The organism is Flagellimonas yonaguniensis (genome assembly GCF_029193885.1).
In the GTDB taxonomy this organism is placed as follows: Bacteria; Bacteroidota; Bacteroidia; order Flavobacteriales; family Flavobacteriaceae; genus Flagellimonas; species Flagellimonas yonaguniensis.
In genome coordinates, this window is record NZ_JARFVB010000009.1 from 39,737 (window position 1) to 60,004 (window position 20,268).

General features: G+C 41.3%; 21 protein-coding genes. All 21 read right to left on the reverse strand.

The genetic code is table 11. The features are described 5' to 3' along the window. Window position 1: 1 nt before the first annotated feature. Window positions 2–1,471: a magnesium chelatase gene (locus tag PY092_RS13695; protein WP_275616367.1), complete on the reverse strand. Its 1,470-nt coding sequence runs from the start codon at window positions 1,469–1,471 to the stop codon at window positions 2–4. 8 nt (window positions 1,472–1,479) lie between these two features. Beyond that, on the reverse strand, window positions 1,480–2,646 hold the full coding sequence (locus PY092_RS13700) for a vWA domain-containing protein (RefSeq protein ID WP_275616368.1): 1,167 nt from the start codon (window positions 2,644–2,646) through the stop codon (window positions 1,480–1,482). A gap of 63 nt (window positions 2,647–2,709) precedes the next feature. Further along, window positions 2,710–3,306 (reverse strand): bifunctional phosphoribosyl-AMP cyclohydrolase/phosphoribosyl-ATP diphosphatase HisIE, encoded by a 597-nt coding sequence (gene hisIE, locus PY092_RS13705; RefSeq protein WP_275616369.1) that lies wholly within the window; start codon window positions 3,304–3,306, stop codon window positions 2,710–2,712. Between the two features lie 2 nt (window positions 3,307–3,308). Continuing rightward, on the reverse strand, window positions 3,309–4,064 hold the full coding sequence (gene hisF, locus PY092_RS13710; RefSeq protein ID WP_275616370.1) for an imidazole glycerol phosphate synthase subunit HisF: 756 nt from the start codon (window positions 4,062–4,064) through the stop codon (window positions 3,309–3,311). A 1-nt stretch (window position 4,065) separates the two neighbouring features. Continuing rightward, on the reverse strand, window positions 4,066–4,581 hold the full coding sequence (locus PY092_RS13715) for a DinB family protein (RefSeq protein ID WP_275616371.1): 516 nt from the start codon (window positions 4,579–4,581) through the stop codon (window positions 4,066–4,068). After that, complete coding sequence (gene hisA / locus PY092_RS13720) at window positions 4,574–5,305, reverse strand: 1-(5-phosphoribosyl)-5-[(5-phosphoribosylamino)methylideneamino]imidazole-4-carboxamide isomerase (RefSeq protein ID WP_275616372.1); 732 nt, start codon at window positions 5,303–5,305, stop codon at window positions 4,574–4,576. The genes PY092_RS13715 and hisA overlap by 8 nt, the downstream gene beginning before the upstream one ends. A 1-nt stretch (window position 5,306) precedes the next feature. Then, window positions 5,307–5,888: an imidazole glycerol phosphate synthase subunit HisH gene (gene hisH / locus PY092_RS13725; RefSeq protein WP_275616373.1), complete on the reverse strand. Its 582-nt coding sequence runs from the start codon at window positions 5,886–5,888 to the stop codon at window positions 5,307–5,309. Then, window positions 5,889–7,025 (reverse strand): bifunctional histidinol-phosphatase/imidazoleglycerol-phosphate dehydratase HisB, encoded by a 1,137-nt coding sequence (gene hisB / locus PY092_RS13730; protein ID WP_275616374.1) that lies wholly within the window; start codon window positions 7,023–7,025, stop codon window positions 5,889–5,891. Further along, complete coding sequence (gene hisC / locus PY092_RS13735) at window positions 7,025–8,071, reverse strand: histidinol-phosphate transaminase (RefSeq protein WP_275616375.1); 1,047 nt, start codon at window positions 8,069–8,071, stop codon at window positions 7,025–7,027. Before hisC ends, hisB begins: the two co-directional genes overlap by 1 nt. After that, complete coding sequence (gene hisD, locus PY092_RS13740) at window positions 8,068–9,354, reverse strand: histidinol dehydrogenase (protein ID WP_275616376.1); 1,287 nt, start codon at window positions 9,352–9,354, stop codon at window positions 8,068–8,070. The genes hisC and hisD overlap by 4 nt, the downstream gene beginning before the upstream one ends. Further along, window positions 9,351–9,788 (reverse strand): GNAT family N-acetyltransferase, encoded by a 438-nt coding sequence (locus tag PY092_RS13745; RefSeq protein WP_275616377.1) that lies wholly within the window; start codon window positions 9,786–9,788, stop codon window positions 9,351–9,353. The genes hisD and PY092_RS13745 overlap by 4 nt, the downstream gene beginning before the upstream one ends. A 10-nt stretch (window positions 9,789–9,798) precedes the next feature. Continuing rightward, window positions 9,799–10,656, reverse strand: coding sequence for an ATP phosphoribosyltransferase (gene hisG, locus PY092_RS13750; RefSeq protein WP_275616378.1), 858 nt, complete (start codon window positions 10,654–10,656; stop codon window positions 9,799–9,801). 199 nt (window positions 10,657–10,855) lie between these two features. Beyond that, on the reverse strand, window positions 10,856–11,671 hold the full coding sequence (locus PY092_RS13755) for a prohibitin family protein (protein WP_275616379.1): 816 nt from the start codon (window positions 11,669–11,671) through the stop codon (window positions 10,856–10,858). A gap of 15 nt (window positions 11,672–11,686) precedes the next feature. Further along, window positions 11,687–13,720 (reverse strand): vWA domain-containing protein, encoded by a 2,034-nt coding sequence (locus PY092_RS13760; RefSeq protein WP_275616380.1) that lies wholly within the window; start codon window positions 13,718–13,720, stop codon window positions 11,687–11,689. 4 nt (window positions 13,721–13,724) lie between these two features. Next, on the reverse strand, window positions 13,725–14,474 hold the full coding sequence (fabG, locus tag PY092_RS13765) for a 3-oxoacyl-[acyl-carrier-protein] reductase (protein ID WP_275616381.1): 750 nt from the start codon (window positions 14,472–14,474) through the stop codon (window positions 13,725–13,727). Between the two features lie 107 nt (window positions 14,475–14,581). Further along, entirely contained in the window at window positions 14,582–15,454 is an 873-nt protein-coding gene (gene sucD, locus PY092_RS13770; RefSeq protein WP_275616382.1) for a succinate--CoA ligase subunit alpha, read from the reverse strand. A 62-nt stretch (window positions 15,455–15,516) separates the two neighbouring features. Further along, entirely contained in the window at window positions 15,517–16,452 is a 936-nt protein-coding gene (locus PY092_RS13775) for a UDP-3-O-(3-hydroxymyristoyl)glucosamine N-acyltransferase (RefSeq protein WP_275616383.1), read from the reverse strand. A gap of 6 nt (window positions 16,453–16,458) precedes the next feature. Continuing rightward, window positions 16,459–17,025: an elongation factor P gene (gene efp / locus PY092_RS13780; protein ID WP_275616384.1), complete on the reverse strand. Its 567-nt coding sequence runs from the start codon at window positions 17,023–17,025 to the stop codon at window positions 16,459–16,461. A gap of 4 nt (window positions 17,026–17,029) precedes the next feature. Next, window positions 17,030–17,815, reverse strand: a complete 786-nt coding sequence (gene lpxA, locus PY092_RS13785; RefSeq protein WP_275616385.1) for an acyl-ACP--UDP-N-acetylglucosamine O-acyltransferase — start codon at window positions 17,813–17,815, stop codon at window positions 17,030–17,032. Then, entirely contained in the window at window positions 17,816–19,228 is a 1,413-nt protein-coding gene (locus PY092_RS13790) for a bifunctional UDP-3-O-[3-hydroxymyristoyl] N-acetylglucosamine deacetylase/3-hydroxyacyl-ACP dehydratase (protein WP_275616386.1), read from the reverse strand. Next, a complete protein-coding gene (gene lpxD, locus PY092_RS13795; RefSeq protein ID WP_275616387.1) occupies window positions 19,212–20,246 on the reverse strand; it encodes a UDP-3-O-(3-hydroxymyristoyl)glucosamine N-acyltransferase in 1,035 nt (344 codons plus the stop codon). The genes PY092_RS13790 and lpxD overlap by 17 nt, the downstream gene beginning before the upstream one ends. Window positions 20,247–20,268 lie beyond the last annotated feature (22 nt).

The window sequence follows — 20,268 nt, forward strand, 5'->3', positions numbered from 1 at the left end:
GTTACAGGCCTCGGATGTAACTTCCGTAAAGATCCTTAAACTGGTAACCTTGATGAAAGCGATGTTTGCTCAATTTTTTATGGGCAACCAATCCCCAAAGCACCAGTTCCTTTAGGAAATACGAATCCTCTTTTGAAACTTCTGGCTGATATTCTTTCATGAGATTATTGAGCGGACCGATGGAATCCAACTTGGACTTGTAGTCCTCCTCTTTTTCATCGTCCAAAAGGTCAAAACCTTCTCCATCAAAGAACCAACTGACCAATTCATCGTATTCGTTTTCCTCCTCCTTTCGCTGTAGTTTTTCAATCTTTGGGAAGTAATTGGGGAATAATGATTTTGTGGCATCTTCAATGAGGTTCTCTGCGACTGTACCTGCGCCTTCTTGTTCTCCTTCATACACCAACTCAATTTTGCCTGTAATAGATGGCACTACGCCCATAAAATCACTCAAACGAACCGTAGTTTTTTTATTTCCAGCAACAATGGCTCTACGCTCGGCGGTACTCAATAAATTTTCAAAGGCCGTGATGCTCATACGGGCACTTACACCACTTTTGGCATCCACATAATCACTGTTTCTGGCCTCAAAACTGATTTGTTCCAATAAGTCCATCGCTATTTCCGGTACATACACAAATTCAGACTGACGTTTGTCGAGTTGCGCTTCTTGCTTGGTAATTTTCTTTGCAATTTCAATACTTTCCGGATAGTGGGTTAAAATCTGGGAGCCGATTCTGTCTTTTAATGGAGTTACAATACTTCCTCGGTTGGTGTAATCTTCAGGATTTGCTGTAAACACAAACTGGATGTCCAAATGCAACCTGAGCTTAAACCCGCGAATTTGTATATCGCCCTCTTGCAGTATATTGAACAAAGCCACTTGAATTCTTGCTTGAAGGTCAGGAAGCTCATTGATCACAAAAATACAACGGTTGGCCCTTGGTATCATACCAAAATGGATAACTCGATCGTCCGCGTAGGACAATTTAAGATTGGCCGCTTTGATCGGATCCACATCTCCAATCAAATCTGCTACAGTGACATCTGGTGTGGCCAACTTTTCATAGAAACGTTCGCTCCGGTGCACCCAAGTTATGGGAGTGTCATCTCCCTTTTCTTTAATAAGCTCTGTGGCATATCTTGAAATAGGGTCCAATGGGTCATCATGGATTTCGGAGCCTTCAACAATGGGCATCCATTCGTCCAGCAGTTCCACCATTAAACGGGCCAAGCGTGTTTTTGCCTGTCCTCTCAATCCCAATAAATTAATATTGTGACGAGATAAAATAGCTCTTTCCAATTCAGGAATCACGGAGTTTTCATAACCCCAAACACCCTCGAACACCTGTTCTCCCTTGGATATTTTTTCCAACAGATTTTCCCTGAGTTCGTCCTTGATGCTTTTGCTTGTATATCCTGCGGATTTAAGTTCGCCGAGTGTTCTAATGTAGGTATGGTCCAATTTCATACGTTGTGTTATCCTTTTATTCTTCTTTTTCTGTTTTGCTCATAATCTTCAAAAATCATTTCGCCCAAACCTTTTAGGCCTGTGTAAAAGGCTTTTCCTTTGTTGGCTTTGGTAAATTCGCGTACAAACTGCATCAGATAAGGGTCTTCTGCAATCATAAAGGTGGTTATGGGAATATGAAGTTTTCTGGCCTGTTGGGCCATAGCGTAGCATTTTTCAACAATGTATTCGTCCAATCCTACACTATTCTTGTAATAATCTCCATTCGGAAGCCTTAAACACGACGGTTTTCCATCCGTGATCATAAAAATCTGCTTGTTGGTGTTCCGTTTTCTGCGGAGCATATCCATTGCTAGCTGCAATCCAGCTACGGTATTGGTATGGTATGGTCCCACCTTTAAATAGGGCAAATCCTTGATGGGAATGGGCCAAGCATCGTTTCCGAACACCAAAATATCCAAGGTATCCTTTGGATAACGGGTGGTAATCAGTTCGGCGAGTGCCATTGCCACTTTTTTGGCAGGTGTGATTCTATCCTCGCCATATAAGATCATACTATGGCTGATATCAATCATTAGCACCGTGCTCATCTGGGCTTTGTATTGGGTATCTTCCACTACCAAATCCTCTTCGCTCAATGAAAAATTGTCCAACCCGTGGTTCACTTGGGCATTTTTAAGGCTTTCCGTCATGCTGATATGCTCTAACGAATCACCGAAGCGGTATTCACGGAATTCGCCCGTATGCTCGTCTCCCTTACCAGATTTTCCTGTTTTATGGTTGCCGGAACCACTTCGTTTTATCTTTCCGAAAATTTGGTCCAAGGCCCGTTGGCGTATCATTCGTTCCAACTTGGCGGTAATGGAGAGAGTTCCACCTCCTTTTCCATTCTCATCTCCTTCTTGTCCCTCGTCGCCCTGTGTTCCATCCATATCAAATTCCTCACGGATGTATCCTTTGGCTTTAAGGTCTTCAATAAAATCATCAATGGTGTAATCCTCATCGGTAAGCTCATATTCCTTGTCCAATTCACGGAGCCAATCCAGCGCCTCCTCCACATCGCCTGAAGTATGGGTAATAAGTTCCTGGAAAATCTCAAAGAGTTTTTCGAACGGAGTTTGGTCCGGTGCCTCGTAATTGGTAAAACGAAACCCTTTTCTTGTGTTCATAGCCATTACATAAATTTACGGCATTTCACTGTAACGACTATGGCTTTAGAAAAAACTTAACGGATTTGTTTAATGACGTTTTTCGAGTACTTGGGCAATATCGTTCAAGGTATAGCCCTTGGCTTGAAGCAAAATAAGGTAGTGGAACAATAGATCGGCGCTCTCGTTCAAGAAAAGATCCTCGTTGTCGTCTTTGGCCTCTATTACCGTTTCCACAGCCTCTTCCCCTACTTTTTGGGCTATTTTATTGATGCCTTTTCGGAATAAGGAGGCTACATAACTGTCCGGATTTTCTTGGTCGTTCTTTCTGGATTCGATGACTCTTTCCAAGGTGGACAAAAAACCATATCCTTGAACATTTTCCTCGGCCCAGCAGGTATCGGTTCCTTTATGGCAGGTAGGTCCAACCGGGTTTACTCTTACCAAAAGCGTATCACTGTCACAATCCACTTGCATATCCACAAGGTTCAAAAAGTTGCCACTTTCCTCGCCTTTGGTCCATAAACGCTGTTTGGAACGGCTAAAAAATGTGACTTTTTGGGTTTCTTGGGTTTTTTCAAACGCCTCTTGGTTCATGTAGCCTAGCATCAACACATTTTTGGTTGTGGCATCTTGGACAATGGCTGGCACGAGTCCGTCTGAATTTTTATTGAAGTCTATTTGCATTATTATATTCTTACAGGAATTCCTTCTCCCTTTAATTCTTCTTTGAGTGTATTGATTTCGATTTCCTTAAAATGAAAAACACTGGCAGCTAAAGCTGCATCAGCTTTTCCCTCCTTAAATGTATCCCTGAAATGGGAAATAGAACCTGCGCCACCTGATGCGATTACCGGAATATTCAGTAAATCGGATAGTTCTGCCAGAGCTTTATTTGCAAAGCCATTTTTAGTACCATCGTGGTCCATGGAAGTGAACAAAATTTCACCAGCTCCTCGCTCTTCCACTTCTTTGGCCCATTCAAAAAGGTCCAGCTCCGTTGGAACCTTCCCTCCTACTAAATGGACTTTCCATTTGTCCTCAATCTGTTTGGCGTCAATAGCAACAACAATACATTGCGAACCGAATTTTGCCACCAATTCATTGATCAATTCAGGTCTTTTTACTGCCGAAGAGTTGATGGAAACCTTGTCGGCACCATTTTTAAGGAGAACGTCCACATCTTCCACAGACGAAATCCCTCCTCCGACGGTAAAGGGTATGTTGATGGTCTCGGCCACATGGTAGACCAGTTCGGCCAAAGTCTTTCGCTTTTCCTCGGTGGCTGAAATATCAAGAAAAACCAATTCATCAGCACCTTCTTTGGCGTAAATGGATGCCAATTCCACGGGGTCTCCCGCGTCGCGAAGGTCCACAAAGTTGACACCTTTTACGGTACGTCCATTTTTAATATCGAGACAGGGTATGATTCTTTTTGTCAGCATTTTATTCGTTCTTGACATTCAAGTTTACCCCGGAATAAAACCCAAGGTCCTTATTCTGCAAAATTTTGGTCCAAAGTGCAATCTGTCCAGTATGATAGGATAAATGCTCTGTAACATGGATAATGTTGCTCACACCGGAAAAGTTGAAGCCCTGAACATTTCGTTTGCGTAAAAGTTCATTTAGTGGAGCATCGTAAAAGGCTCTTTTAGCATCGGATATGGTGTTTTCCAGTTTATTGATCAATTCTTGCTTGGTATAACCCGAATCGGTTGAAAATTCCTCATCTCTTTTGCGTTCATCCTCCAAGTTTTGTATGGAGGCAATACCGTATTGGGTAATGTTTCCACACAGATGAAGTATGAGGTTGGCAATGCTATTGCTCGATTCGTTCGGTTTTTCCCACACCTGCTCTTCTGACAACTGATCTAAACAAATTTTGATCATGCGTAGGCTTTCGTTCATGCGATACCCTGCATTCCAAACCAATTCTTCCTGAAGCTCTTTTTCCTTATCCATTTTCAAGAATATAATGTTCCAATTGCTTTAAACTGATTTTGCCCTCATAAATGGCTTTGCCTATGATTGTGCCTTCACAGCCAATTTCGGCAAGTTTGGGGAGTTCGTCAAAGGTGGAGATGCCACCACTGGCAATTAAATTTAAGCCTTTTTTAGTTTGATTCAATATTTTTTGATACAAGTCAAAAGCAGGACCTTGCAACATACCATCTTTGCTGATATCCGTACAAATAACATATTGGATGCCTTCTGATTGATAGTGCTGGACAAAAGGGGTCAATTCCAAATCCGATTCTTCTTGCCAACCCGAAACGGCTACTCTCTCGTTATTGGCATCGGCACCTAGAATGATTTTATCCTTACCATAAGTTGATAACCACCCCAAAAAGGTCTCTCGGTCTTTTACAGCAATACTTCCTCCCGTAATTTGCTCCGCTCCGCTTTCAAAAGCAATGTGGAGATCCTCATCTGATTTTAAGCCACCGCCAAAATCAATTTGTAAACTGGTTTTGGATGCAATCGTCTCCAAAACCCTATGGTTGACAATATGCTTGGATTTAGCGCCATCCAAATCCACCAAATGCAGATATTGAATACCGTGCGCCTCGAATTCCTTGGCAACTTCCAACGGATTTTGGTTATACACTTTTTTGGTATTGTAATCCCCTTTGGAAAGCCGAACACATTTCCCGTCAATAATATCTATGGCTGGAATGATTCTCATGTTATAGGTTTAGAAAGTTTTGCAGGATATCGCTACCTACATCGCTACTTTTTTCGGGGTGGAACTGTACCCCATAAAAATTATCTTTCTGTAAAGCGGCACTGTATTCCACATCATATTCAGATGATGCAATGGTTTCTTTTCCAATTGGAGCATAAAAACTGTGCACCAAATAGATATAGGATTTCTCAGGAATATTGATGAACAGCTTACTTTTTAAATCTGAAATCTGGTTCCACCCAATTTGCGGTACCTTGACCTTTTTGGAGAACTTTACCACATCCAAATCAAAGATGCCCAAACCTTCCGTGTTACCTTCTTCAGATGAATGACACATCAACTGCATGCCCAAGCAGATACCCAAAACAGGTTGTTTCAGGGTTGGAATCACCTTGTCCAACCCTGTGGCCCTTAATTTAGCCATAGCTGAGCTAGCTTCGCCAACCCCAGGAAAAATAACTTTATCGGCATTCCGGATTTCATCGACATCATGACTCAAAGCTGCTTCGTAACCTAGGCGTTTTATAGCAAACATGATACTCTGAATGTTTCCTGCTCCGTAATCGATTATTACAATTTTCATTTAAAGCATCCCTTTAGTTGATGGCAGCACCATTTTTTCGGCATCTCTTTTGACCGCCATTTTAATGGATTTGGCAAAAGCCTTGAAAATTGCCTCAATTTTATGGTGTTCGTTGGTGCCTTCGGCTTTTATATTCAAATTGGCCTTGGCACCATCTGTAAACGATTTAAAAAAGTGCATAAACATCTCCGTAGGCATATCCCCCACTTTTTCACGTTTGAATTCAGTATCCCAGACCAACCAGTTTCGTCCTCCAAAATCAATGGCGACTTGTGCAAGGCAATCATCCATTGGCAAGGCAAAACCATAGCGTTCAATGCCCAATTTATTGCCCAAAGCTTTGGAAAATAATTCACCCAAAGCAATAGCCGTATCCTCAATGGTGTGATGTTCGTCGACCTCCAAATCGCCATCCACTTTTATATCCAAATCCATTTGTCCGTGTCGTGCCAATTGGTCCAACATGTGGTCAAAAAAAGCTAAACCTGTGTTGATTTCGCTTTTACCCGTTCCATCCAGGTTTATCTTGATTTGAATATCAGTTTCATTCGTCTTTCTGGATATCTCAGCAATTCTATTTTCCAATTTTAAGAACTCGTAAATTTTTTCCCAATCATTGCTTTCAAGAGCAATGAAATTATCCAATTCCTCACGTTTTACAGTGATTTCCCCTGTGCCCAAATGAGTTTTATCATTGATGAAGATTCCCTTTGCCCCTAAATTTTTGGCCAATTCCACATCTGTCAAACGGTCACCAATTACGAAGGAGTTCTTCAAATCATACTCCTCGGAAAAATAAGAGGTCAACATTCCTGTGCCTGGTTTACGGGTGTCCGCATTATCTTTTGGGAACGTTCTGTCGATAAAGACATTATCGAACACTACTCCTTCGTTTTCAAAGGATTTGATAATGAAGTTGTGCACAGGCCAAAAGGTATTCTCTGGAAAAATATCGGTGCCCAACCCATCTTGGTTGGTGATCATGACCAATTCGTAATCCAGTTCTTTGGCGATTTTCCTCAAAAAAGAGAATGCTTTTGGATAAAAAATCATTTTTTCAAAGGAATCTATTTGCTCATCCGCAGTTTCCTTGATGATGGTTCCATCACGATCTATGAATAGTACTTTTTTGCCCATTAGTTCAATTCTTTTAAAATGGCTATCAATTTTTTGTTCTCCTCTGGCGTGCCCACGGTAAACCGCAAAGTGTTCTCGCAAAGCGGCTGTGTGCTTCGGTTCCGAACCACAACCTGTTTTTCCAATAGTTGTTGGTAGCGCTTGTTGGCATCATCAACCTTGACCAATACAAAATTGGCATCGGTTGGATATAGTTCTTCTACGAATTCCAACCCATTTAATGCTTTTATCAAATCAGTTCTCTCTTCAAGAATCTGTTTTACTTCCTGATTTACCAAATCTTGGTTCAACACCTGTTTCAAAGCTCTTTGCTGAGTCAATTGGTTGACATTGTATGGTGGTTTGATTTTATTCAAAACACCGATGATTTCTTTAGATGCATAGCATATACCCAATCGGATGCCCGCCAATCCGTATGCTTTGGACAAGGTCTGGGTCACAATCAAATTGGGGTATCTATTGAGTTGTGACAACCAACTTTCATCTTTTGAAAAATCGATGTACGCTTCGTCAATTACGACCAATCCGTTAAATTTTTCCAGCAACTGTTCAATTCTCTCTTTTTTGAAAGCGTTTCCCGTTGGATTGTTTGGCGAACAAATGAAAAGTAGCTTGGATTTGGGATCAACCATTTTTAGGATTTCTTCTACATCGGGTTCGAAATCAGAAGTTAGCAATACTTCTTTGTTCTCCACCGCGTTGATTCCAGCAAGGACCTTGTACATGCCATATGTTGGCGGCAGCGTGATGATGCTATCCTGGTTGGGTTCACAAAACGCCCTATACATCAAGTCAAGAACTTCATCACTCCCATTCCCTAGTAAAATTTGGTTTTCTGACACCCCTTTTTGCTCCGCCAACAGCGACTTTAAACTTCGCTGGTAAGGGTCCGGGTAACGATTGACTCCATTGTCGAATGGATTTTCGTTGGCGTCCAAAAATATCATTTCGGAGCCATCAGAGACATATTCGTCACGTGCAGAAGAGTACGGTTGTAGTTTATAAACCGATTCCCTAACCAATCTATTTAAATCAAACCCTTTCATTTTTTCAAACTATTTAATCTAAGGGTCACAGCATTTTTGTGCGCCTGCAATCCTTCCGCCTCGGCCATTAACTCAATGGCAGTTCCAATGCCCTGGATGCCCTTTTCTGATATTTTTTGAAAGGTCATGCTCTTCATGAAACTATCCAGATTTACGCCGCTGTATTGTTTGGCGTACCCGTTTGTAGGTAGGGTGTGGTTGGTCCCAGAAGCATAGTCGCCTGCACTTTCTGGTGTATAGTTTCCAATAAAAACGGAACCTGCATTCTGAATATTTTTCAGATAATAAGCTTCATTTTCTACACAAACAATAAAATGTTCAGGGCCATATTCGTTGATGAGTTCCAATGCTTCTTGGTCGTCTTTTACTAATATCAGCTTGCTGTTTCCAATGGATTTACGGGCAATTTCTTCTCTGGATAACATTTGTATCTGATTTTCGATCTCCTCTTCAATAGCTTGAATCAACTTTTCTGAAGTGGAAACCAAAATAACCTGACTGTCCACTCCATGTTCTGCCTGACTCAGTAAATCTGAAGCAACAAAGGCCGCATTGGCGGTATCATCAGCAGCCACTAACAATTCACTTGGACCAGCCGGCATATCTATTGCCACTCCATATTTTGTGGCCAATTGCTTTGCAACGGTCACGTATTGGTTGCCAGGACCAAATATTTTGTAAACTTTCGGAATGCTTTCTGTGCCAAAGGTCATCCCTGCAATGGCTTGAATACCTCCAACTTTGAATATTTGTGTTACACCACACAATTGGGCCGTATATAAAATAGCTGGATTGATTTTACCGTTTTTATCTGGTGGAGTACATAGAATTATTTCTTTGCATCCAGCCAATTTAGCAGGAATGGCCAACATTAAAATGGTTGAAAACAAAGGAGCTGTACCTCCGGGAATGTACAATCCCACTTTTTGAATGGGACGTTTTTCTTGCCAACATTCTACTCCGGGAAGCGTTTCAACTTCCACTTTTGATGTTTTTTGAGCTTCATGAAACTTTTCAATATTGGATTTGGCCAAGTTTATGGCCTGTTTCAAAGCATCAGAAACAGTATTATTGGCCTTATCAATCTCAACATCAGTTACCAAGAGTGAATCCAATTCAACTTTATCGAATTGGGCCGTGTATTTTTTAATGACCGTATCTCCTTCAATTTGTACCTCGTTGAAAATATTTTCCACTATACCCTCAATATCAGCTACGGTTTGAGTTGGTCTTTTCAGCAAATTATTCCATGTGCTCCTATCTGGATATAAAACCTTTTTCATGCTTTGAGTTTTTTGATCATGTGAAAGCCCAACGCCTCATAGCCTTGCCTTTCCCAGAATTTTTTACCCCTCGTGTTTTTTACATAACAATTGATTTCCAAGGTTTCACAATCAAATCGTTTGGCATAATCAGTCAAGTAGGACATCATTAATTCACCAATTCTTTTACCTTGGTACTCTGGATCAATAATAACATTATCAGGCTCCAAGTGTTTACCTGCATAGAGTTTGTTCAATTCCCAAACACCACATATTCCTACCAGTTTTTCATTTTGGTATGCTCCGATACATTTATATCCCATGGGAATCATGGAGGATAGTCGGTTTTCCAGAACTTCCATGGAGACTTTTTTGTCATTCAGCACAAAAGCTAAAGGCAAAATAGTAGTTAGATGCTCCTTCGGAATCCATTTTATTACAATCTGACTTTCCATATCCCTCGAATTAAAGCACCATTTTTTCAATGGGACAAACCAATATTCCTTCTGCACCAGCTGCTTTTAGTTCATCTATGACTTCCCAAAAGGTCTCCCGATTGATCACAGTGTGCACAGAACTCCACCCCTCTTCGGCCAAAGGTAATACTGTGGGACTACGCATTCCAGGAAGTATAGCGATAATCTCATCCAATTTATCATTCGGTGCGTTCATCAAAACATACTTGTTATTACGAGCTTGTAATACCGACTTGATCCTAAACTGGATTTTCTTCAATAACTCTTTGCGTTCCTCGGAAATGGTGGGCGATACGGCCAATACGGCCTCACTTTTCAACATTACTTCCACTTCTTTCAAATTGTTTTTGAAGAGTGTACTTCCGCTTGAAACAATGTCACAGATTCCATAAGCCAAACCAATATTGGGTGCAATTTCCACCGAACCGTTGATAATGTGCAAATCTGCCGTCACGCCTTTTGATGCCAAGTATTCCTTGACCGTATTCGGGTATGAAGTGGCTATCTTTTTGCCTTCAAAATCCTTGATGGAATTATAGGTAACTCCCTTTGGTACGGCAAGGGAGACACGACATTTGGAAAAATTCAAACGCTCGGCAATGGAAATGTCCTTTCCTTTTTCAATCAAAACGTTTTCCCCGATAATGGCAATGTCCACTACCCCATCCCTTAAATATTGTGGGATATCTCCATTTCGTAGATAAAACACTTCCAAAGGAAAATTACGTGAGGTTGCCTTTAATTGATCTTTTCCATTATCGATGGAAATACCACAGTCTTTTAAAATGGCGAGGGAATCCTCGTTTAATCGGCCACTTTTTTGAACAGCAATTCTAATTTTTGTCATTTTTCAATCGTTTTGTCCGAAAAACCAAAGGGGTACAAAAAACAAACCCGTTTGATTTCTCAAACGGGTTAGAATATATTTTAAAAACAACAATACATTTCTATCTCGCTTGAGGGCAAGTATAAAAATGATGATGTGTGTTTTTGTTTCTCATGATGCTTCAAAAGTAGGATATATTTTTATATCAAAAAAGGGGAATTTAGTTATTTCCCAAAATTAATGGCAATCCACTTTCCCCGGAACCGACTACAACAACTTTGGCATTAGGGGATTCCGACAACTTCAACGTCGCGTCTATACCCTTGTCTTGTAATATCTTATCCGTTAAGGAAGCACTCAAAATACGATTGGCATCCGCCTTACCCTGTGCTTCAATCCGAACTTTTTCAGCTTCTTTTTCGGCAGTCACCAATCTAAATTCATACTCCAACGACTCTTGTTCCTGTCGTAGTTTACGTTCAATGGCATCCTTAATTGTCGGTGGCAACGTCACGTCTCTTACCAGAACTTCATTTAACTGGATATACTGGTCTTCCACAATTTTTTGGGTTTCCTCGAATATTTCTTGTTGAATCGCATCACGCTTACTGGAATATAATTGCTCAGGAGTATATCTACCCACAACACTACGGGCCGCAGACCGAATGGCGGGAAGGAGCACGCGTTCTATGTATTGTTCACTCTTTTCTTGATGTAACTTCCCGAGCTCGTCATATTTGGGCTGAAACCATACAGATGCTTCCAACTTAATATCCAAACCATTGGAAGAGAGCACGTTCATTTTTTCCAATCGTTCTTGCTGTCGAACTTCATAAATATAGACTTTATTCCAAGGAGCCACTAAATGAAAGCCTTCTCCCAACGGTGGTTTGTCGGTAACAACACCTCCACCGAAATATTTGTACAAAACTCCGGCCTCCCCTGAACCAATGGTTACAGTTGACCTTGATGCAAAAATGATGATGAAAATAATCGCCGCCAAAGCCGGCAACGCAATCTTTGGTAATTTATCCATTTTATTTACTTTGATTTATATTAATCCGTTATACTTTCTGATGAACCATTCCGCTGTAAGCGAAAGAATGATGAGTCCGAGTAAAATACGGAAATCTATTAAAGATACAACATTATCCCTGCTTTTTTGAACTGGTAAAAACTGTTGTGATGAGGATAAATTGGTCTGTAGTTCCTCTAATTTGTCCATATAGTACACCTGCCCCCTATTTTTGGAAGCCAGTCGCTCCATTTTTTTATAGTCGGCGGAAATCAATTGCTTTTCTGGATTAAAATCCAAAATTCTGAATGTTCCCGATTGGCTCAAATTTTCATCCTGAATGGTCACGGTAAATTCGTACTCCCTTGCTTCCAGGTCACTCAGGTCCACCTCATAAAAAGAGCCTTTCAATAGCATTGGGGAGACCCTTGAAAAATCGTTTTCCCTTCCTTCTATTTTGATTGAAATGTTTGCATTGGCATCGAACTGGTAACTTTCATCAAAATAAGAGACTCTGATCTTGGCCATGCTGGCATTATCAAAAACCAATTCATAATCCAGTTCCAAACGGTTTCGTTGCTTGTTGGAGCCGAGATACACCATCAAATTTCCGATGAATTCATCAAAGGTGTCAAAGCTTTGTTCATTTCGGTACACCTGTGCGCGCCACCGCCAAATATCCTCTCCAAAAAGTACCGCTTCCTTAGTGTTTGATTCTGTTAAAATCGAAAACAAGGGTTTTTCCAAGTTGATGCCCTGTAATTGCTGGAACATCAATGTTTCACTTTCCTTGTTTAATTGAATATCTGCAAGAGTTCCCTTTAAAGGAGGAAATCCATCCACAGCAAAATCGCCAAGCCCAAACAACCCGAAGGTGTTGTTTAAAACAGGTAAAATATCCTCGGACTGTCTACTCCCAGAAATGGTAAAGCTTTCTTGAACCTGGTTTAAAAAATTCCAATCCGTATTGCTTCCGGTAATGGTAAAATAGTTTGTGCCTGAATTATTTAAAAATTCATACACACTCCTAAAATCACGATTGGGCTGATAGAGAATCAGCAACCCCATATCTTCCAATTCGGATTGACTGGCAGTTGGTTTTAAAAGAGTTACTGAGCGTTGTTCGTTGGATTCAATCGATTTTTTTAATGCACCAATATCTGGGTGCAGCATATCGGAGATGATGGCAACATTGGTTTTTTCATCGATCACCTCAATGGCGGTTTCCTTGGAATTATTGGCTGTATTGCGTTCGTTTTCCAAGGCCCCTACTTCGATTTTGATGGTTTTGATGCCTACACTTTGTGCCTCGACCAATGTATTCAAAATCTGACTGTTCTTTGTTGCGTTGAGATTTACCCTTTCTTGATGCACCCTACTTCCGTTAATTGAAATGGTTACTGTACTGGATACTGGTCGTTTTCCTTGGTACCGAATTGTGGATTCGATCGGAAAGCTATTTCGTAAAAAAGCATATTTGTTCACATTGATGAGCCCAATGGAAATATCTTCATACTGTGTGGTGTCACCTATCACAACAGGGTTTATTGTTGAGTTTTCATTCAGAGTTATGTATTCGTAATCCCTGCCCAGGGTTTGATTTCCATCCGAAAACAGCACAATGGCGTTGTTACTATTCACAAAAACATCATTTAGAGTAGCGAGCGCATTGGAAACATCGGTGTTGCCTTGATCAAAACGAATAGAATCAGTGGTGGAAATGGTATTGCCAAATCCATATTGATGCACGGTAAATCGTTCGTTTATAGCATCATCCTGTTTAATTTGTTGAATAACTTGGGAAATCTCGGCCTCGGATGAAGCATCCTGCATGGATGTGGAATTATCCACTAACAGAATCAAGTTCGCTTTTTCAACAAAATAATCCTTGTTGACAAACTTTGGGTTTATCAAAAGTAAAAGGCCGCAAAACAAGGTAACAAACCTTAATGCGGCCAATATCATCTTAAGTGAACCCTTTCTTGGATTTTTATAGAAGTATTGAAAAAAGACAAAGGTAAGCGCGGCAGCAACTGCTAAAACAATAAGAAGTACCGTGCTCAACTCCATTCATCTATGTTAACATTCCACCATCTACATTCAATACCTGTCCTGTTACGTAATCGGATAGGTCAGATGCCAAGAACACACAGGCATTGGCTACATCTTCAGGACTTCCGCCTCGTTTCAACGGAATACCTTCTCTCCAACCTTGAACTACTTTTTCGTCCAACTTCTCGGTCATTTCAGTTTCTATGAAACCTGGAGCGATGGCATTGCAACGGATGTTTCTGGATCCCAATTCCAAAGCAACTGACTTTGTAAATCCAATCATTCCTGCTTTGGAGGCCGCATAGTTGGTCTGTCCGGCATTACCCTTTACACCTACCACACTGCTCATATTGATTATGGAACCTTTGCGCTGCTTCAACATGGTGCGCTGCACGGCTTTAGTCATGTTAAAGACAGACTTCAGGTTGATTTCGATTACTTTATCAAAATCATCTTCGCCCATTCGCATCAATAAATTATCCTTGGTAATACCTGCGTTATTGATGAGGATATCGATTTTTCCATCAAAATCTTCCAAAACCTTGGCAACAAGTGCTTCGGATTCTTCAAAACTTGCGGCATTACTTTTATAGGCCTTGGCTTTTACGCCCATTTCGGTCAATTCTTTTTCCAATTCCAAGGCTGGAGCTTCACTGGAGCTGTAGGTAAACGCCACATTTGCTCCATGCTTTGCAAATACTTCGGCAATGCCTTTACCAATTCCCCTACTGGCTCCAGTTATAATTACGTTTTTCCCTTCCAAAAGTTTCATACCATGATTGTGTTTGAATGGTTATTAACCAAATATAGTTGTTGTTTTATGTTTAGACGAAAAAAAATCCCGCATAAAACGGGATTTAGTATGGTTTTAACGGTTGGTTACCCAACCACTTCTTTCACTTTTGCACCGATTTCAGCAGGAGAATCCACCACGTGGATACCACATTCCTTCATGATTCTTTTCTTGGCTTGTGCAGTGTCGTCACTTCCGCCCACAATGGCACCAGCATGACCCATTGTACGACCGGCAGGTGCTGTTTCACCAGCGATAAAACCAACTACTGGTTTTTCACTTCCACTTTCTTTGTACCATTTTGCCGCTTCGGCTTCCAATTGACCACCAATCTCCCCAATCATAACCACACATTCGGTTTCTGGATCGTTGATCAACAGCTCAACGGCTTGTTTGGTAGTAGTTCCAATGATAGGGTCACCACCAATTCCGATGGCTGTTGTGATTCCCAATCCTTGACGAACTACTTGGTCTGCAGCTTCGTAGGTCAATGTTCCGGATTTTGAAACAATACCGACTTTTCCTTTTTTGAAGACAAATCCTGGCATAATACCAACTTTTGCCTCACCTGGAGTAATTACACCCGGACAGTTTGGACCAATCAATGTACAGTCCATATCCTTGATGTAATCGTTGGCTTTTACCATATCCGCTACGGGAATACCTTCGGTAATGGTAATGATCACCTTGATTCCTGCATCGGCAGCTTCCATAATGGCATCCGCAGCAAATGCAGGTGGAACAAAAATAATCGTGGTGTCGGCACCAACTTCTTTTACAGCTTCTTCAACTGTGTTGAAAACTGGTTTTCCCAAATGTTCCTGACCACCTTTTCCTGGGGTCACACCACCAACTACGTTGGTTCCGTATTCAATCATTTGTTCGGCATGGAATGTTCCTTCACTACCGGTAAATCCTTGTACAATTATGTTTGAATCCTTGTTTACTAAGACGCTCATATATTTAACTTAATGTAGAGATACAAAAATATGGTTTACTAAAGTTTTTTTCTATTGATTTCTTAAATCTTTTTCAGTTTTTTCAAGATTTCAGGAATCTTTTTGATGTATGCGATTTGTTTGAGTTTTTCACGTGCTTCCTCGGCCGGATAACCAAAATAGGTTTTACCTCCTTCAAGTGATTTTGAAATACCTGATTGTGCCAAGATCACCGCTTTTTTACCTATTGTAGCCCCACTTGTGATGCCCACCTGCCCCCATAGCGTAACTTCATCTTCAATAACACAACAACCAGCAATGCCCACATGGGATGCAATCAAGCATTTTTTTCCAATGACGGTATCGTGCCCAACCTGAATTTGGTTGTCCAACTTGGTCCCTTCCTTAATGGTTGTTGAACCTGTTACCCCTCGATCAATGGTGCATCCAGCTCCAATATCCACATGATCTTCGATTACTACGTTTCCTCCTGAAAGCAGTTTATCAAATCCTTCAGGTCTGTTTTTGTAATAAAAAGCATCGGCACCCAAAATGGTACCTGCATGAATGATCACATTATCGCCAAGAATACATCCATCGTAAATGGTTACGTTAGGATGAATCAAGCAGTTTTTACCGATTTTCACATGGTTACCGATAAATACGTTAGGCTGAACTATGGTTCCCTCCCCTATCTCAGCAGTTTCTGCAATCGAAGAAGCAGCACTTTCAAAAGGTTTAAAATGGCGAGTCAATTTATTGAAATCTCGAAACGGATCATCAGAAACGAGCAACGCCTTACCTTCCGGGCATTCCACCTCTTTATTGATGAGTACCACTGTAGCATTGGATTGAAGGGCTTTGTCATAATATTTTGGATGGTCCACAAACACAATGTCGCCCGCTTCCACTACGTGGATTTCGTTCATGCCCAAGACCGGAAAATCATCATCTCCCACGAAATCGGCATCAATGATCTTCGATATTTCCTTTAACGTATAGGTTTTTGGGAATTTCATCTGAGGCTACTCTTTGGCACGTTCCAAATAGGCTGCTTTCTCCGTATCGATCTTTATTTTGTCGCCCTCGTTGATAAAAAGTGGCACATTAATCGTTGCTCCAGTTTCTACCGTAGCCGGTTTGGTGGCATTTGTAGCGGTGTTTCCCTTAACACCAGGTTCGGTATGGGTTACCTCTAATATAACACTTGCGGGCATTTCCACAGAAAGCGGCATGTTATCCTCTGCGTTGAAAATAATAGTAACCACTTCGCTTTCTTTCATCAAATCGTAAGCATCAAGAGCATCCCTTTGCAAAGCAATCTGAGTGTAATCGTCCGTATTCATGAAGTGATAAGTCTCACCTTCATTATAAAGGAATTGATAACTACGTGTTTCTACACGGACATCCTCAATTTTATGTCCTGCGGAAAACGTGTTATCTATCACCTTTCCGGTAGTAACACTTTTCAATTTGGTTCGAACAAACGCTGGTCCTTTGCCAGGTTTTACATGAAGAAACTCTACAATCTTGTAGATATCGTGATTGTACTTGATGCACAACCCTTTTCTTATATCAGAAGTACTTGCCATAAATTTAATTTGAACTGAAATAACCTTTCATAATTCCACGCTGCGAATCTCTTATAAATTGAAGGATTTCGTCTCTTTCGGGAGTTGCCTCCATCTCGGCTTCAATAATGGATGCCGCTTGGGAATTGTTATAATTTTGTTGATATAGTAGTCTGTAAATATTTTGAATCTCGCGAATCTTGTCGGATTCGAAACCTCTTCGTCTCAGCCCAATGGAATTGATGCCCACATAGGAAAGAGGTTCTCTTGCGGCCTTCACATAAGGAGGGACATCTTTTCGAACCAAAGAACCACCTGTTACAAAGGCGTGGTTTCCAATGGATACAAATTGATGTACGGCAACCATTCCCGCCAAAACTACATTCTGGCCAATGGTTACGTGTCCTGCCAAGGTTGAATTATTACTGAAAATGCAGCCATCGCCTACCAAACAATCGTGTGCTACGTGGCAATAGGCCATGATCAAACAATTGTTTCCAATTACCGTTTTCATACGGTCAGAGGTACCCTTGTTTATTGTGGCACACTCCCTAATAGTTGTATTATCACCAATAACCACTGTAGTGTCCTCACCCTGATATTTTAAGTCTTGCGGCATTGCGGAAATTACGGCGCCTGGGAAAATACTACAGTTTTTTCCGATTCTGGCTCCTTCCATAATGGTTACGTTGGAACCAATCCACGTCCCCTCGCCAATCGTGACGTTGTTGTGTATAGTGGTAAAGGGCTCAATTACCACATTTTTGGCGATTTTGGCCCCTGGGTGTACATATGCTAATGGTTGGTTCATCTACGAATTTGTGTTTTTTGTTTTTACGATTTGGGCCATCAACTCGGCTTCGGATACCAGTTTTCCATTGGCATAGGCATAAGCTTGCATGTGGCAGATTCCTCTACGAATGGGAGAAATCAAATCGCATTTAAATATTAAAGTATCCCCTGGCACTACTTGTTGTTTAAACTTTACCTTGTCAATCTTCATGAAGAAGGTCAGGTAGTTTTCTGGGTCTGGAACCGTGCTCAATACTAGGATCCCTCCTGTTTGAGCCATGGCTTCCACCTGTAACACACCGGGCATTACCGGGGCTCCAGGAAAGTGACCTACGAAGAAAGGTTCGTTCATGGTCACGTTTTTCACTCCCACCACATGGGTATCGGAGAGTTCCAGGATTTTATCGACCAATAAGAATGGTGGGCGGTGCGGTAACCTTGCCATGATTTCGTTCACGTCCATTAAAGGCTCTTGGTTCAAATCATAGCTGGGAACCTTGTTCCTTTTTTCTATTTTGATGATTTTGGACAGTTTTTTGGCAAACTGGGTGTTCACAAAGTGCCCGGGCTTGTTGGCAATTACTTTACCTCGAATACGAGTTCCGGCCAAGGCCAAATCCCCAATTACATCCAATAGTTTGTGTCGTGCTGCTTCATTGGGATGATGCAAGGTCAGATTGTCCAGAATACCATTGGGCTTTACGGAAAGTTTTTCTTTACCAAAGGCTTTTTCCAACTTCTTCATGGTGGATTCGGAAATTTCCTTGTCCACATACACAATGGCGTTATTAAGGTCTCCGCCTTTGATCAGACCGTTTTCCAGTAACATTTCCAATTCATGCAAAAAACTAAAAGTACGCGAATCGGCAATCTCTTCTTTAAAATCGGACATTTTTTCCAAAGTAGCATTTTGGGTGCCTAAAACTTTGGTTCCAAAATCCACCATAGTGGTCACTTGGTATTCATCCGAAGGAATGATGGTAATTTCACTCCCTGTGGTTTCATCCTTGTATGAGATGACATCTTTTACCACATATTCTTCACGCTCCTGCTCTTGTTCCACGATACCCGCTTCTTCCAAAGCTTCCACGAAAAATTTGGACGAACCATCCATAATGGGCGGTTCTGGGGCGTCCAACTCGATTAGAACATTGTCGATATCCAACCCCACGAGTGCAGCAAGCACATGTTCCGAGGTATGAATCTTAACTCCGTTCTTTTCCAAATTGGTTCCACGTTGGGTGTTTACCACATAATTGGCATCAGCCTCGATTATGGGTTCACCTTCCAAATCAATTCTCTTGAACGCATAACCGTGGTTCTCGTCCGCAGGAAGAAAACTCATGGTTACATTTTCACCTGTATGTAGTCCTACACCTTGTAGCGTGACTTTTTTGGCTATGGTGCATTGTTTGTTACTTGGTTTGCTCACCTTCAACTCTTTTTTCTATGTTGGAGATTTGATTTGCCAATTTCGGCAAATTCTTAAAGTGTACATATGATTTGTTGAAGTCTCCATAGCTCAATGCCGGTGATCCCTGAAGCACTTCATCATCTTTTACGTTTCTTCCGATTCCAGATTGGGCCTGGATGCGGACCCTATCACCTATGGTAATGTGCCCAACAATACCGACTTGACCACCAATCAAGCAGTTTTTGCCGATTTTGGTTGAACCAGCCACGCCAGTTTGTGCGGCAATAGCGGTATGCTCGCCGATCTCCACATTATGCGCAATCTGGATTTGATTATCCAATTTGACACCTTTTCTTAATATGGTCGATCCCAGGGTAGCTCGATCTATGGTCGTGCCAGCACCGATATCCACATTATCTTCAATGATAACATTACCTGTCTGTGGTACTTTACTGTATTCCCCATTCGAATTTGGGGTAAAACCAAATCCATCTGCTCCGATAATCGCTCCTCCATGGATTACACAATTGTTTCCTATAATAGTTTCGGAATATATTTTGGCCCCTGCAAAGACGATGACATTATCGCCAATGCTCACATTGTCGCCAATGTAGGCATTTGGGTATACTTTTACGTTGTCCCCAATTTTCACATTCTCTCCCAAATAGGCAAATGCTCCAAGGTAAAAACCTTCTCCGTAGCTTGCGCTTTCAGAGATGTAGCAAGGGTTCTCCACCCCTACCTTATTGTTTTTGACCTGATTGTAGTATTCCAACAATTTGGAAAAGGATTTATACGCATCATCCACCTTTATCAATGTGGTGGAAACGGATTGTTCAGGAACAAAATCCTTGTTTACAATGGTAATCGAAGCCTTTGTGGAATAGATGTAAGATGTATATTTTGGATTGGCCAAAAAGGTCAACGAACCCTTTTCCCCTTCTTCGATCTTGGATAATTTGTGGACAGCGATTTGAGGATTTCCCTCAACTTCCCCTTCTAAGATTCCGGCAATTTGGGTAGCTGTAAATTTCATTGGTGCAAAAGTAACAAAATTT

What these genes read in the sequence shown, in the direction of transcription:
- hisA (WP_275616372.1), bottom strand. Translation starts at nt 5,305, where the DNA reads ATGAGAATCATTCCAGCCATAGATATTATTGACGGGAAATGTGTTCGG.
- sucD (WP_275616382.1), bottom strand. Translation starts at nt 15,454, where the DNA reads ATGAGCGTCTTAGTAAACAAGGATTCAAACATAATTGTACAAGGATTT.
- hisB (WP_275616374.1), bottom strand. Translation starts at nt 7,025, where the DNA reads ATGGGCAAAAAAGTACTATTCATAGATCGTGATGGAACCATCATCAAG.
- hisD (WP_275616376.1), bottom strand. Translation starts at nt 9,354, where the DNA reads ATGAAAAAGGTTTTATATCCAGATAGGAGCACATGGAATAATTTGCTG.
- efp (WP_275616384.1), bottom strand. Translation starts at nt 17,025, where the DNA reads ATGGCAAGTACTTCTGATATAAGAAAAGGGTTGTGCATCAAGTACAAT.
- PY092_RS13700 (WP_275616368.1), bottom strand. Translation starts at nt 2,646, where the DNA reads ATGGCTATGAACACAAGAAAAGGGTTTCGTTTTACCAATTACGAGGCA.
- lpxD (WP_275616387.1), bottom strand. Translation starts at nt 20,246, where the DNA reads ATGAAATTTACAGCTACCCAAATTGCCGGAATCTTAGAAGGGGAAGTT.
- PY092_RS13745 (WP_275616377.1), bottom strand. Translation starts at nt 9,788, where the DNA reads ATGGAAAGTCAGATTGTAATAAAATGGATTCCGAAGGAGCATCTAACT.
- PY092_RS13760 (WP_275616380.1), bottom strand. Translation starts at nt 13,720, where the DNA reads ATGGAGTTGAGCACGGTACTTCTTATTGTTTTAGCAGTTGCTGCCGCG.
- PY092_RS13695 (WP_275616367.1), bottom strand. Translation starts at nt 1,471, where the DNA reads ATGAAATTGGACCATACCTACATTAGAACACTCGGCGAACTTAAATCC.
- hisIE (WP_275616369.1), bottom strand. Translation starts at nt 3,306, where the DNA reads ATGCAAATAGACTTCAATAAAAATTCAGACGGACTCGTGCCAGCCATT.
- hisG (WP_275616378.1), bottom strand. Translation starts at nt 10,656, where the DNA reads ATGACAAAAATTAGAATTGCTGTTCAAAAAAGTGGCCGATTAAACGAG.
- PY092_RS13755 (WP_275616379.1), bottom strand. Translation starts at nt 11,671, where the DNA reads ATGGATAAATTACCAAAGATTGCGTTGCCGGCTTTGGCGGCGATTATT.
- PY092_RS13775 (WP_275616383.1), bottom strand. Translation starts at nt 16,452, where the DNA reads ATGAAATTCCCAAAAACCTATACGTTAAAGGAAATATCGAAGATCATT.
- PY092_RS13715 (WP_275616371.1), bottom strand. Translation starts at nt 4,581, where the DNA reads ATGGATAAGGAAAAAGAGCTTCAGGAAGAATTGGTTTGGAATGCAGGG.
- hisH (WP_275616373.1), bottom strand. Translation starts at nt 5,888, where the DNA reads ATGAAAATTGTAATAATCGATTACGGAGCAGGAAACATTCAGAGTATC.
- hisC (WP_275616375.1), bottom strand. Translation starts at nt 8,071, where the DNA reads ATGAAAGGGTTTGATTTAAATAGATTGGTTAGGGAATCGGTTTATAAA.
- hisF (WP_275616370.1), bottom strand. Translation starts at nt 4,064, where the DNA reads ATGCTGACAAAAAGAATCATACCCTGTCTCGATATTAAAAATGGACGT.
- lpxA (WP_275616385.1), bottom strand. Translation starts at nt 17,815, where the DNA reads ATGAACCAACCATTAGCATATGTACACCCAGGGGCCAAAATCGCCAAA.
- fabG (WP_275616381.1), bottom strand. Translation starts at nt 14,474, where the DNA reads ATGAAACTTTTGGAAGGGAAAAACGTAATTATAACTGGAGCCAGTAGG.